Genomic DNA, 13,333 nt, shown 5'->3' with positions numbered 1-13,333 from the left:
AGGTTGGAATGCAGTGACGGGGTTGTCGGACCACTCGCTGCGCGCTCGTGGCTACGGGCGGTCGGCTACGGCGGTCAGGCGGTGACGTTTTCGAGAGAGCAGCCGTTGGACGCGCTGTCGGGCGTCTCGCAGTTGGGGCGGGCGATGACGCCTGGATAAGGCTCGGAGGGGAACTCTTTCGCGGGCTCGGCGAGGAGGTGTCTGTCGCAGGCGGCGAAGAGTTCTACTGGGGTTTCGGTGCGGCGCATGTCGTGGAGGAAGGCGCCGGTGGCGTCCACGCTCTGGCCGACGAAGTTGAGGTACTTCTTCATCTTGTTCACGTGAGCGCGCTCGGGGATGCCGTCGTGCTTGGTGGCGTGGAAGAGGCGCTCGATGTATTCGCGGACGTCGGACAAGGTGATGCGGGAGATGGGCTGGCCGGAAAAACGTTCGCGGCACTGGCGGAAGATCCACGGATTGCGGATGGCGTGGCGGCCGATCATGACGCCGGCGGCTTTGGTGGTGGCGACGACGTCGGCGGCCTTGACGGCGGAGGTGACGTTGCCGTTGGCGAGGACGGGGCAGCGGACGCGCGAGACGGCGTGGGCGATCCAGTCGTAGTGGACGTCGCTGCGGTACATTTCCTTCACGGTGCGTCCGTGGACGCTGAGGAGGTCGACGTTGTTGTCGTTAACGATGGAGAGGATTTCGTCGAAGTGGCGGGTGTCTTCGAAGCCGATGCGCATTTTGACCGTGAAGAGGCCGGGGACGGTGGCGCGGAGGGCAGTGAGTATTTCGGCGATTTTGGCGGGCTCGCGGAGGAGGCCGCCGCCGACGTTTTTTTTGTACACCTTGGGCGCGGGACAGCCGAGGTTGAGGTCGATGCCGGCGACGGGGTGACGGAGAAGTTCCTCGGTGGTGCGCGTGAGGTCGTGGATGTTTTCGCCGATGAGCTGGGCGAAGACGGGGCGGCCGGTCTGGTTTTCGTCGATGGAGCGGATGATGTGTTTTTCGGGGCGCGACTGGCTGTGGACACGGAAGAACTCGGTGACGAAATAATCGGGCGCGCCGTAGTGGGCGATCACGCGCATGAAGGCGAGGTCGGTGACGTCCTGCATCGGGGCGAGCGCGGTGAGCGGCTGGCCTGGGACGATGGGCGCTGGGAGGGCGGCGGGCATGGCGGGCGTGACGTGACGGAACGGCGGAGACGCAGGAGTAGGAGTTGAATCGCGAAGACGCTAAGGAGCGAAGGGCCCGGAGAGGGCGGTGACTACTCCTAGCGCGTGTGGGCGATTCTTCGGGGCTTACTTTTTCTTTTCGTCGTCCTCGTCTTCGTCGCTGTCGTCGTCGGTGGCTTCGTCGGCGTTGTCGGTGAGATCGTCGTCATCCTCATCGTCGTCGGAGTCGTCATCGTCGTCCGAGATGGTGCCGGATTCCTGGGCTTGTTGCTGGAGGACGCGTTCGAGGATTTCGGTCATGTCTTCGACGGCGTCGAAGACTTTGCGGGAGGCGAAGATCGGGCGTTTTTGCTGGAGGGCGAGGACGGTCGAGTCGCTCGGGCGGGAGTCGATCTCGATGATTTTTTTGCCCAGCTCATTTTCCATGCGGAGGAGAATGCGGGCGAAGAAGGTGCCGTCTTTGACGTCGTTGATGAGGACGTAGTCGAGCTTGGCGCCGAGGCCGAGCAGGATGTGGCCGATGAGATCGTGGGTGAGGGGGCGGTCTTTTTTGACGCCGTTAATCGTCATCTGGATGGCGTTACCGACGGAGTGATCGACGTAGATGACGAAGGTTTTGTCATCGTTGCCGAGGAATACGGCGCAGCCGTTGGCCGTGGGCATCACGCCTTTGACGGAAACTTCGACGACGTCTTTTTGCATAGGGGAAAACGGTGAATGCGGCTGTGCGCGAGGGCAAGCGGGGAGGCGGTGGTTATTGAGGCTGTTCGGGCCAGCGTTCGTAGAAGGCGAGTTGAGCTGCTTGGTCGGGCATGCCGGCGCGGGCAGGATCTTGGAGGAAGCGCGGCGGGTAGCCGGGTTCGAGGGAGTCGATGGTCACGGTTTTATCGCGGACGGAGAAGATCGCGCGCCAGGCGCCGCAGCCGATTTCGAATTGGGATGCGCCGCGTTTGGTGATGCGGCGGGTGCGGTGCGGCGTGGGATCGCGCGAGAGGAGTTCGCGGAGGCGGTCGCGGAAATCGATCTGCCAGGTGTCGAGCAGCCAGGCGGCTTGAGTTTCGGCGAGCGGAGCGAAGGCGATGGAGTATGCGGGCGGTGCTGCGAGGAGGGCGTCGACTTCGCCGATCCAGCCGTTGGTGGCGTCGGGGAAGGAATCGTAGGCGGGGACGTAGGGTTTGATGTCGAAGATGGGCGTGCCGTCCACGAGGTCGCATGCGCCGAGGAAGAGGCGGAGTTTTTCCACGCGCAGGAGCTGAACGGGCGTGATGCCGAGAGGATTGGGGCGGTGTGGAGAGCGCGTGGCGAAGAGGCCGCGGCGTTGCGAAGGGCCGCGAGGCGGGAGGACTTGCGGGCGCCAGGTGTCGTTGCGGTGAAACCACCAGACGAGCCAGATGCGGGAAAAGCCCTCGAGGTCGCGCAGGGCGTTTTCGTATCCGAGATCTGGCAACAGCTCGAGGATGTTGCTCTCGGCGTCGGCTTCGGCGGGCTGGTGCTTCGCTTGAAACTTCACCTGCTTTTCGGTGCGGATGAAGCCGATGGGCTGGAGGGTGAGCGAGTTCACGCAGGTGTGCCGGCGCGGAGGAGGAGTTGCTGGAGGCGGGCGATGTCGGTCGCGGAGGTTTTGGCGACGAAGCCACGCGCGTGGGCGAAGTGAACATCGGCCTCGCGAGCGATGCGGGTGAAGTCGAGGCGCGGGTTATCCTGATGGCGGGAGAGTCCGTAGCCGGTGCTGCGGCGGTCGGGGCAGACGGTGGCGATGACGGTGGCACCGAGGCCGCGGCTTTCGATGAAGCGGTCGAGGCCTTGCGACGGATCGTCGGGGAGCGGATCGGTGCGGGGGAGGAAGAGGATTTTCGCGGGGCCGTCGGGGAGCGCGAGATCCCAAAGCACGGCGGTTTGCGCGAGGACGTCGAGGCGGGCGCGGAGCGATTTCACGTAGGTGAGCAAATCTTCGCCGATCATGCGCATCATTTCCCAGAGCGGCTGGCCGGGTTCGAGGCGGGTGGTTTGCGCGAAGCGGCGCAGCAGCGTGATGTCGATGGGGGAGTTGAGTTTCGCAAGAGTGTCGCGGCCGATGCCGAGCCAGCGGGCAGTGTCGTTGGGGCCGCGGCAGTCGAACCATTCGGCGGGCTCGAGCCATTCGCAGAACTGGCGGGCGTCTTGGTAGAGGCCGAGGTGTTGAAGAACCAAGGACAGCGAGCAGGTGGGCGGATGATCCTTGGGGAGCTGGTGGTGATCGAAGTTGTTGCGCGCGGGATCGTGGGAGTGACCGACGTCGATCACGCAGGTCGCGATGTCCGCGAGGTCGGCGGGCGTGGGTTCGCGGCGGATCACGGGCACTGGGTGGAGCGCGAGGAGCACGCTGCACGCGAGGAACTCGTCTTTGTGGGCACCGCCGGGATGCGTGAGGAGGCTGGTGATGGGCGTCATGCGCTCACTGCGGTAGGGGAAACGCGACGGCGGGCAATGGTGGAAACGCGCGCGGAGGCATGGCCCGGTGTGGAGAGTTGCCAGCGAGGAGAAGGCGCGCAGGGTGGGCGGGCATGGTCTGGCTTTTTATTGGAATCGGAATCGTGGCGCTGACGCTGGTGGCCTTCGGGCTGCGGCGGTACGTGTGCTTTCGGCGGAAGGATTGTTGCGGGAAGGGCTGCGGGTGTTTGTTTCCGTCGAACAAGAGCGGGAGCTGACGGCGCGCGCGTGCGCGTTTTTCGTGGGGATTCGAACTGGACGACGAGTGCGGTGATTTGCTGATGCACGGATGGTCGCTCAGCTGGGAATGTTTTGGTCCCCTTGCGGAAGTTTCCGCCGCCCCTGTTTTGATTTTGCTCTGACTATCATGACCCACCCAATCGTTTCGGCCCAGACTCTGCACACTCGTCACTCATCGCTGCGTGGATTCACGCGCGGGCTTCTGGCCTGTGCGGTTTCGCTCATCGGTTTCGCAAGCGTGCGTGCGGCTGAGGCGGATCTGGCGGAGGTGGCGCGGGAGCAGTTCGCTTTCGCGACGAAGCAGTATGCGGGGATGCTCACGCGCATGGAGGGCGACGCGACGCGTCAGCCGAGGACGTTTGAAAAGGGAGTTTTCAAGGCGGTGCCGGCGCGCGATTGGACGTCGGGATTTTTTCCCGGCTCGCTGTGGCTGATCTATGAGCAGACGGGCGACGCGGCGATGAAGAGCGCGGCGGAGGATTTCACGAAGCGGGTGGAGTCGATTCAGTTTTTCAAAGATCACCACGATGTCGGCTTCATGCTCGGGTGCAGTTATGGCGAAGGGCTGCGCATCACCGGCGATGCGGCGTATCGCGCGGTGCTGGTGCAGGGGGCGCGGAGTCTTTCGACGCGCTACAAGGCGCCGCCGGGGCTGATCCGTTCGTGGGACGCGAAGGAGTGGACGTATCCGGTGATCGTGGACAACATGATGAACCTGGAGCTGCTGTGGTTCGCGCACAAGCAGACGGGCGAAGCGGCGTTTCGGGAGATCGCGATCAACCATGCGGACAACACGCTCGCGAATCACTTTCGGGAGAATGGCAGCAGTTTTCATCTCGTGGATTATGATCCGGAAACGGGTTCGGTGTTGAAGAGGCAGACGGTGCAAGGAGCAGCCGACGACTCCGCTTGGGCGCGCGGGCAGGGCTGGGGATTGCACGGCTATGCGACGATGGCGCGGCTGACGGGTGAGGCGCGTTATCTGGAGCAGGCGCGGAAGATCGCGGCGTTTATCCTGAGTCATCCGCGTCTGCCGGAAGACGGCGTGCCGTATTGGGATTTCGATGCGCCGGGTATTCCTGATGCGCCGCGCGATGCTTCGGCGGGTGCGTTGATGGCGTGCGGATTTCTTGAGCTGGCCGATCAAGTGCCGGCGGAAGAAGCGGTGAAGTATCGTGCGATGGCGGAGAAGCAGCTGCGTTCGCTGGCGAGTCCGGCGTACCGCGCGAAGCTGGGGGAGAACGGGAGCTTCCTCCTCATGCATTGCGTGGGTCATAATCCAGCAGGGACGGAGGTTGATGTGCCGCTTAACTATGCGGACTATTATTTTCTCAAGGCGCTGTCGCGGTATCGGAGGCCGGCGGTGAAGGCGGCGGGGAGTTATTGAGTCGAGGCGCCGACGATCCCGGAAATTACACACAGAGCACGGAGGCCGGGCGGGAGCGCGCAGAGGTGTTGTCGTAGATCTAGAGTCTCCCGTTGCGTTCGGTGTCTGGGGGCTGAATTCAGAGTTAGACACTGCGCTTGACGTACACGGGGTCAGCAGCAGTCTGGCCGATCTTCGTTGGGAAACGCCCCCATCGTCTAACGGTTAGGACAGTTGATTCTCATTCAATAAATCGGAGTTCGATTCTCCGTGGGGGCACCAACTTCAGGGTTCGCTTTAACCGCATTCTATTGGGGATGCGGTTTTTTTATTATGTGTCTCGCAGGCTTGATGGGCCATTTTTCTTATCACTGTTGGCTATGGAGAAGGGGCGGATGACTTTGACGTGCTGAGGAGTTGCTGGAGTGCCGACTGGACTTCGGCGGGGGATTTTATTTCGGGCGGGCGGCCTTTGAGGTGGAGGACGCAGCGGCCGTCGGGGAGGAGGGTGATCGCGAAGTCGGGGGTGATGGTGGCGGAAGGCGTGGGAGTGTCGGATGGCGCGATGAGTGGTGGGGGATTGGAAGCAGGCGCGTCGGTGCGGAGTCGGGTGGTGTAGGAGGACGCGGGGGACTCGGTGAGGGAGCGGGTGGTGGAGTTGAGGGAACGGAGTTCGGAGGACTGGCGGTCTTGCTGGGCGCGGAGGCGCGCGAGTTCGTCGGCGGTGCGTTGCTGTTCGGCGGCCTGGCGGGCGCGCTCGGCTTGAATCGCGGACTCGGTGCGCTGGCGCTCGATTTCGCGCTGGAAGCGTTCGCGGTCTTCGCGGAGCTGGCGTTGGGCGGCGGTGTCGTCGTCGGCGGCGGCTTGAGCGAATGACGCGGTGAGGAGGGCGAAGACGAAGGAGATGGGGGCGACGCGAATGAAGCGGAGGGTGCGGGACTGCAGGGGGAAGCGGCGTAGATTCATCCGGGATTGGACATGGACGCGCGGGATTAGTGCGTGCGCGATGCGGACCACTCGCTGGCGCTCGTGGCTACGTGGGAGTGGCTACGGGAGGAGCTCTTCGATGCGACGGGCGAGAGCGGTCGAGGCGGCGGCGAGCCAGTGGAGGCCTTTTTCGCGAGTGGCGGCGGGGGCGTCGCCCATGACGCCGGTTTTCGAGATGTCGGAGGTGACCCAGGAGAAGATGGCGGGGGCGTTTTCGGGGCGGAGTTCGCCGGGGTCGTCTAGCCGGGCGGGGTATTCGCAGAGGGATTTGTCCATGTGGACGAGCTCGGGGGCGCAGCCGAGCATGAGGGAGGTTTCCCATTCGCCGCCGTGGAAACCGTACTCGGCTTCCTGGCGGGAGGTTTCGGGCTTGAAGGGGAAATTCAACATGCCGGCGCGGAGGCCGAGGGTGGTCTGGATCTCGCGGAGGGTGTAGACGAGGACGGCGCTGTTGCCGCCGTGGGTGTTGAGGAGGGCGAGGTGGCGGAAGCCGAGGGCGTGAAGTTGCGTGGCTAGCGCGAGGAGGAGGCGGCGAAGGGTTTTGGCGGATACGGTGACGGTGCCGGGGAAGCCGGTGTGTTCGTTGCTTTTGCCGAAGGTGATCGGAGGGGCGACGAGGACGCGGGCGGTGGCGGGGAGTTTGGGGAGCGTGTGGGCGAGCCAAGCCTGGCCGAGGATGGCGTCGACACCGACGGGGAGGTGGTGGCCGTGTTGCTCGATGGCACCGGTGGGGATGATGACGAGGGTGCGGGCTTTGTCGGGCAGGGAATCGAGGGCGTCGCGGGTGAATGCGGGGAGGTAGCGCGAGCGATAGGCGGCGGGGAAGAGGGCGGAGTTTGCGGAGGACGATAAGGTCGGACTGGAGGATAAGGTCGGACTGGGGGGTGTGGGCGGAAGCGAGGTAGGCGAACGGTGGTCGGTGCGGCCGAGGGAGGCGCGGGCGTCGATTTCGGCGAGGAGACGGGCGAGGTGTTGCGCGGCGGATTGGAGGAGGGCGGTGCCGTCGAGGGACGTGTCGGGGGAAAGTGGAGACGGCTGGCGGAAGTTGCCGGGGCGGAAGGTGGCGTCGGCGATGTCGGCGGGGAGGGATGAGGCGGCGGGGGCGGTGCCGAGGAGTTGAGCGACGATGGCCTGGAGGTGGGCGCGGCGGTCGCTAGCTGGGTGGAAATCGAGGGCGAGGCCGCTGAGGTTGATGACGAAGGTCTGGAGGCCGAGATCGACGCGGGTGTCGCGGGAGGCGGCGTCGATGAATTCTTCGTGCCAGGGGCTGGTGACAAAGAAGACGAGTTTGGTGAGGCCGGCGGCGCGGACGGAGGCGGCGATTTCGCGGAGATGATCGTGAGCGGTTTCGGGGTCGATGCCGAAGAAGGTGGAAGGATAGGGAGCGAGGGAGAAGCGGAGCGGCGGGAGGATGCGGAGCGGGATGGCGGCGTTGGCCGCGAGCGAGGAGGCGGAGGCGAGGAGGGCGGAGCCGGCGATTTCTTCGGCGTCGAGGGGGAGGCCGAGGCCGTGGTCGGCGAAGCCGTACACCGGGAGGATGGCGAGGGTGCGTTCGCGGTCGGGAGCGTGGGCGAAGTCGGTCCAGGGGCGGTGGGCCCAGGCGGTGGCGGGATCGGCGGCGGCGAGCCAGGTGGTGCTCATGTAAGCGGGCAGGCTAGGAGCGGGCGGGAGCGGCGCGAGCGGGATTTTGCGACGGAAAGGGATCGAGGGACTGGATGGAGGAGGTGGGGAGTTTTTTGAAACAGGGGCGGGGTGGATTAGTAAGTAAGAGGGGCAGAGTTTTAATCATTTCTCCCATGTCACTCGTTCAAGATGTCACGTTCGATAGTCTCGGTGCAGTTCGTCAGGAAATCCGCGAATGGCTCGGGCCGGATGCGGTGGTGCCGACGCGGAGCGAGAAGAACAGTGCGGCGCGGGATGTGTTGATCTCGGTGCTGATCCACAATCTCGCGGAGGAGTTGAGCGATGTGAAGACGCGGGCGCAGATCCAGGCGTTGCTGGCGCATCTGACGCAGTCGGCGGCGGCGCGGGCGGAGCGATAAGCGTTGGCGGCGAGGGGCTTTTAGTCGGGTCGGCCCCTGCGGGTATGGAGCGCCTGGGGCGGTGCCGGCCGTGGACGACAAGGAGGCCGTCCCTCCAAAAATACGGACATAACGCTATTTCACCGGCTCCAGAGACCGTGCGAATCGTAAGCGGCGGCGTGGGTGGAAGTGGGTGATGCGGACACAAAAACGCCGGTGAGCGTGAAGCGGCTTCACCGGCGTCGCGCGCCTCGATCACTCCGACGGGCGGCGAATCGGGGCGGGGTTAGTTACTTGGTTTTCTTGCGCTCTTTGGCGATGTGATCGGCCAGCGATTTGGTGCCTGTGGCGATCAGCTCCTGGGCGACTTTCTTGGCGGAGCTCTTCTGGTTGGTGTCGACGATTTGTTCGGCGAGACGGAGGATGGCGACGCCGATGAGCTGGTCGCGCAGGCCGGGGAGGTAGGGGCCGCGCTGGGACTGGCTGCCGACGATGGAGACGGGGAGCACAAACTCGCCGGAGGCGATCTGTCGGCCGAGATCGCTGGCGGCAGCGGCCGGGGCGGCGCTCTTAGAAGCGGCTTTGGCGGATTTGAGCTCCATGCCGCCGGGAGGTGGTGGCGGTGGTGGCGGTGGCGGCGGGACGCCGGCGAAGTCGTTAATCTGGCCGAGGAGGGCGGACAAGTCGCTGGAGGCGAATTGTGGTGGGTATTCTGTTTCTTCAGGCATGATGTTTTATCTTTCCGGATCGGTGGGATGTTGGAGGGCGCAATACGACTACCGGATTTCGAGTTGCGGCTGAGTTGTTGGTTGGTGCTGGAGACTTTTGGGCGCTAGTAGTCCATATTGACGCAAGCGTTCATCGAGTTCGTGGAGATTCCAGAGGAGAAGTGTGTTGTTTGAGCTCAAGGCCGCCAGAAAATGACCGCCGGGACCGGCAGAAAGGCGAAAGCCTAAAAGCGTATAGCGGGTTTTATTCAGAGGAGGTTCCAGTGTGTATTTTCCTGTGCCGTCGCGATTCCAAACGATGACCGTTTCGGAGCTAGCCCCGGCAATCCATGCATTGTCGCCAGTATGAAAGACGATATTGTTGGCATTGAAATCCAGCACGTTGTCGCGAGTCCAATCGGAGGTTTTCCATACGCCTGATGCGGGCCCGCGGCCGGATGCTTTGATCCACGTTCCATCGGGGCTGAAACGTGCGGTGCCATTCTGACCTCCGGGTAGAGTGGTGAGTTTCCGACGATCAGCCATGTTCCAGATCTGTGTGTGGCCAGATTCGCCCGGGGCCTGGCCGGAAAACGAGAGGGCGATGGTTTTCTGATCGGGACTAATGGAGAGATCCCAGATTTCGGGGACGTTATCGATGCGGAGCAGATCGTGGCGTGCCTGAAGATCGAATACACGGGCGACGCCTTTCTTGCTGGAAGTGAGCGGGAGCAGATTGCGATCACCGGGCGGGGTGTTGCTGAAGATGAAGTCGGTTTCTTCGTCGAGGATTTCGCCGGGGGTGAGCCGGGGTTCGTGAGTTGATCCGGAGATGGAGTATTGGCGAAGACCGTTTTTTCGGGAGCCGACGAGAAGAGTGCTGGAGTCGTCGAGGAAGCGGACGGATTTTTCGCTGTCTGGGGAGATTGAATAGGTGCCAGCCAGACGACCTTCGCGGGTGTCCCATAGATCGATGCCTTCGTAGGTGGCGGAGGCGATGCGTGTGCCGTCGGGAGAGAACGAAAGGCAGCCGACGAGGGTGGGGCGTCCGAGGCGTCCGTTAACGAGAATGCGGCAGACGGCGGAGGCGTCGTGGATTTTGAAGAGGTGGGCGGTCGATGAGGCGGAGGTGGCGGCGAGGCGGGTGCCGTCACGGGAAAAGCGTAGCGCGGGTTCGCTGCCGTAGCTGGGCAGGACGACCTCCTGCATGAGGGAGCCGAGGGACCAGAGGCGGATGGTTTTATCGAGTCCAGTGGAGACGAGCCGGTCGCCGCTGGGGGAGAAGAGGACTTGAGTGATTTCCTGAAGGTGGCCGGAGAATGTGCCTTTCCGCTGACCGTTGCGGGCGTCCAGGAGGTAGAGGTTGGAGTCGAAACAGCCGGCGACGAGTTCGCGTCCGTTGGGATGCCAGTCGAGGGAGTACGCGGGAGATGCGAGATCAAGTTCGAGAGCGAGTCGGGGCGCGGACAGATCCCAGATTTGAAGACGTGGGCGGCCGTATTCGGCGACGGCGAGGCGCGAGCCGTCGGGGGAAAATGCGAGAGCGCGGATGGCACCGGTGACAGGGATGAGGGTGGCGGGTTTATCGGAATCGGCCGGGTACACGGCGATGCCGCCTTCGGCACGGGAGATGGCGAGGATCGAGGAGTCGGCGGTGAAGGCGAAATTACGGGCGTACCAAGGGGCTTTTTCGACGGGCGCACCGGCGTAGGTGCGAAGGAGTTTCTGAGCGGCAACGTCCCAAAGCAGGAGGCGACCATCGGGCTGGCGGGCGATGAGGTGGCGGTCGTCGGGCGAAAATGCAATGAGGTCGAGTGTCTGGAGGCCGGAGTCGGGGATTTCGAGGCGAGCAGTGGTGGCACCGTCGGCGAGGCGAAGAATACGCAGCGCCCCACGGCCGGATTCCTCGGCGATGTGTTCGAGGCGTGAATCGAAGGAGCGTGGGGGGCGGCTGCTCGGGCCGATGGGGATGTCAGCGCGTTCGGCTTCGATGTCGGTGAACGAGAGGGCGCGGACGGCGAGGTTGCGAAGGTCGAGGTTGTCGTGAATCCGGGCGGCTTCGCGGAGGGCTTTAAGCGCGTCGAGGCTGTGGCCGGCCTGGCCGGTGAGCAGAGAGGCGCGGGCTTGGGCGAGTAGCGATTCGTAGAGTTTCTCGCGGGCGATGGCTTCGGCGGTGACGGCTTGGTCGCGGGCCTTTTCTATCCGCACAGCGGATACGGTGGCGACGACGGCGGTGGCGACGAGGAGCATCGCGACGGAGGCGATGAGGGCGGCGGGGAGGGGGTTGCGGCGGGCCCAGCGCCAGAGTTGCTCGGCGGCGCCGACGGGGCGGGCGAGAATGGGGCGGCCTTCGAGCCAGTTTTCCAGATCGATCGCGAGCGCGGTGGCGGACGGGTAGCGCGAGGCGGGTTCACGTTCAAGGCACTTGAGGCAGATGGTTTCGAGATCGCGCGGAATGTTTTGCGCGAGGGAGGAGGGACGCTCGGGGGTGTTTTCGGATGCGAGGCGGAGGGTCTCGATGATCGACTGGCCGACGAAGGGCGGGCGGGCGGTCAGCAGTTCGTAGATGATGGCGCCGAGGCTGTATATGTCGGCGGCGGTGGTGAGGCCTTTTTGGCCGCTGGCTTGCTCGGGCGCGATATAGTGGGGCGTGCCGAGGACGGCGCTGGTGATGGTGAGGTTGCGGTCGTCCTCGATCCATTTCGCGAGACCGAAGTCGCAAACAAACGGTTCACCGGCGGAATCGAGGAGGATGTTTCCCGGTTTGAGATCACGGTGGAGGATGCCGCGTTCGTGGGCGTGGGCGACGCCGCGCGCGACTTTGGCGAGGAGGCGGGCGATCTCGGTGGGGCGGCCGAGGAAGTCGCCGACGCGCTGGGCGAGGCTGCCGCCGGTGGTCAGCTTCATGCTGAAAAACGGGATGCCTTCGTATTCACCGACCTCATGCACGGGGAGGACGTGGGGGTGATCGAGGCTGGTGACGGCGCGGACTTCGGAGCGGAAGCGGGTGACGAGGTCGGGGACTTCGAGGTGGTGGGCCTGGAGGACTTTCAGGGCGATGATGCGACCGGTGCCGATGTCGCGGGCGCGGTAAACGATGCCCATGCCGCCGCGGCCGAGTTCTTCGAGGAGTTCGAAGTGAGAGAAGCGGCGGACGGGCGCGGGCGGCGTGGAGTTGGGTGCGGGCTCGGCGGCCTCGGCGTCGTCTTCCCAGAAGGCCTTGGAGTCGTCGGTGGAGTTGTCGTCGAAGAGAGAGCCGAGCAGGCAGGCGGGGCAGAGGCCGTCGAGTTTTTCGGAGGCGAAGACGAGTCCACAGCGTGGACAGGTACGCTCGGTCTTCGTCATGTGGGGCTGGAGGGCCAAGAGCGGAAACTGGTCAGCTCACTTTTCGCTGCCGAGGGTGGTGCGAAGGTGGCGCATTTCCTCGTCGATCTGATCGGGGGAATCGACGGTCTTGGCGACCTCGCGGCGGAGGTGCATGCGAAAATCGTGACGGAGGCGGTGGACACCGGTGCGGATGGCACCGGGCGAGAGGCCGAGCTCGGCAGCGGTTTTGTCGTAGGCTCCGACGGGCTGGTCGCCGAGGAGGTAGGGTTTGAGCGCGCGGAAGACAGCCGCTTTGCCGCGTTTTTCGAAATCGTCCTCGAGTTTGGAGATGGCGGCTTCGAGGGCGGCGATGGCCCATTCGCGTTCGAAGGCGGTCTCGGCGGGGAGATTGGCGGCGAAGCTGGCGGCGTTATACCTGGCGTCGGAGTCTTCGTCGTCGAGGGAGACGATTTTCATGCCGCCGCCGCGTTTCTGGGCGTTGTCGCGGGTGTGCTCGCTGGCCATGTGATTCTGGAGCGAGGCGAGGAGGTAGCTGCGGAATTTGCCTTTGTGCGGATCGACGCGGGAGAGGGATTTGCTTTCAATGAGGCTTAGAAAAAAGCCCTGAATCATGTCCTGGGCGCGATGGTGATCATGGCCGCGGCGGCGCGCGAAAGAGTAGAGCGGTTGCCAGTAGGTTTTGCACAACTCGGACATCGCGCTTTGAGCGCCGGGGGCCTGGGTTTGAGCGGAAGCCAGGACGACGCTCCAGCGGGTGGGTTGAAACCACGCGGGCGAGGTGGCGGCTTGAGGTGTATCCTTTTCCACGGGCGGCACGTTGGCTGCGGGCTGCGGGGATGTCGATAGGTGACTTGCGCGGCGGGGGAATGGTGCGGTCACGACAGCTGAAGCCTGCCCCTGCGCGGCATGCATACCCATGCGCTGGCTGATCACAGAGGCAGGCCTTTTAGGCGCATATCGCCACGAACTACCCGGCGGTCGAGGACGCCCTAACGATAACGTCGGCGCCGTCTGGTGTTGTCCGTGGCTGGATTGCGTTTCCCACACGAACTAGCTTTT

The 13,333-nt window shown here is 64.1% G+C and carries 11 protein-coding genes and 1 tRNA gene; 3 read left to right on the top strand and 9 right to left on the bottom strand.

Features of this window, described 5'->3' with window-relative positions; genetic code table 11:
• Positions 1-74 precede the first annotated feature (74 nt).
• The 4 genes from CMV30_RS18445 to CMV30_RS18430 all read right to left on the bottom strand — a co-directional run bounded on the left by CMV30_RS18445 (position 75) and on the right by CMV30_RS18430 (position 3,587).
• Positions 75-1,157, bottom strand: coding sequence for a tRNA dihydrouridine synthase (locus CMV30_RS18445; protein WP_217494425.1), 1,083 nt, complete (start codon positions 1,155-1,157; stop codon positions 75-77).
• Positions 1,158-1,283: 126 nt separating this feature from the next.
• A complete protein-coding gene (locus CMV30_RS18440; RefSeq protein WP_096057397.1) occupies positions 1,284-1,859 on the bottom strand; it encodes a bifunctional nuclease family protein in 576 nt (191 codons plus the stop codon).
• A gap of 52 nt (positions 1,860-1,911) precedes the next feature.
• Complete coding sequence (gene tsaA, locus CMV30_RS18435; protein ID WP_096057396.1) at positions 1,912-2,718, bottom strand: tRNA (N6-threonylcarbamoyladenosine(37)-N6)-methyltransferase TrmO; 807 nt, start codon at positions 2,716-2,718, stop codon at positions 1,912-1,914.
• Entirely contained in the window at positions 2,715-3,587 is an 873-nt protein-coding gene (locus CMV30_RS18430) for an MYG1 family protein (RefSeq protein WP_096057395.1), read from the bottom strand. Before CMV30_RS18430 ends, tsaA begins: the two co-directional genes overlap by 4 nt.
• Before the next feature lie 517 nt (positions 3,588-4,104).
• Between CMV30_RS18430 and CMV30_RS18420 the strand changes: the two genes are divergently transcribed.
• Together CMV30_RS18420 and CMV30_RS18415 are read left to right on the top strand one after the other, a co-directional pair.
• Positions 4,105-5,253 (top strand): glycoside hydrolase family 88 protein, encoded by a 1,149-nt coding sequence (locus CMV30_RS18420; RefSeq protein WP_217494424.1) that lies wholly within the window; start codon positions 4,105-4,107, stop codon positions 5,251-5,253.
• A gap of 186 nt (positions 5,254-5,439) precedes the next feature.
• Positions 5,440-5,514 (top strand) — tRNA-Glu (locus tag CMV30_RS18415).
• Between the two features lie 96 nt (positions 5,515-5,610).
• On the opposite strand, the gene CMV30_RS18410 is transcribed toward CMV30_RS18415, so the two are convergent.
• Together CMV30_RS18410 and CMV30_RS18405 are read right to left on the bottom strand one after the other, a co-directional pair.
• Positions 5,611-6,198, bottom strand: a complete 588-nt coding sequence (locus tag CMV30_RS18410) for a hypothetical protein (protein ID WP_096057392.1) — start codon at positions 6,196-6,198, stop codon at positions 5,611-5,613.
• 81 nt (positions 6,199-6,279) lie between these two features.
• Positions 6,280-7,860, bottom strand: coding sequence for a creatininase family protein (locus CMV30_RS18405; RefSeq protein WP_096057391.1), 1,581 nt, complete (start codon positions 7,858-7,860; stop codon positions 6,280-6,282).
• Between the two features lie 155 nt (positions 7,861-8,015).
• Between CMV30_RS18405 and CMV30_RS18400 the strand changes: the two genes are divergently transcribed.
• Complete coding sequence (locus CMV30_RS18400) at positions 8,016-8,261, top strand: hypothetical protein (RefSeq protein WP_096057390.1); 246 nt, start codon at positions 8,016-8,018, stop codon at positions 8,259-8,261.
• Positions 8,262-8,530: 269 nt separating this feature from the next.
• On the opposite strand, the gene CMV30_RS18395 is transcribed toward CMV30_RS18400, so the two are convergent.
• The 3 genes from CMV30_RS18395 to CMV30_RS18385 are packed head-to-tail and all read right to left on the bottom strand — an operon-like array spanning position 8,531 to position 13,090.
• A complete protein-coding gene (locus CMV30_RS18395; protein ID WP_096057389.1) occupies positions 8,531-8,968 on the bottom strand; it encodes a hypothetical protein in 438 nt (145 codons plus the stop codon).
• A 48-nt stretch (positions 8,969-9,016) separates the two neighbouring features.
• The gene (locus tag CMV30_RS18390) at positions 9,017-12,310 is read right to left on the bottom strand and encodes a WD40 repeat domain-containing serine/threonine-protein kinase (protein WP_096057388.1); all 3,294 of its coding nucleotides are present in this window, start codon (positions 12,308-12,310) and stop codon (positions 9,017-9,019) included.
• A gap of 18 nt (positions 12,311-12,328) precedes the next feature.
• Positions 12,329-13,090, bottom strand: coding sequence for an RNA polymerase sigma factor (locus tag CMV30_RS18385; protein ID WP_175414962.1), 762 nt, complete (start codon positions 13,088-13,090; stop codon positions 12,329-12,331).
• Positions 13,091-13,333 lie beyond the last annotated feature (243 nt).

Source organism: Nibricoccus aquaticus, assembly GCF_002310495.1.
Classification (GTDB): Bacteria; Verrucomicrobiota; Verrucomicrobiia; order Opitutales; family Opitutaceae; genus Nibricoccus; species Nibricoccus aquaticus.
This window is presented reverse-complemented; position numbering and strand designations above follow the sequence as displayed.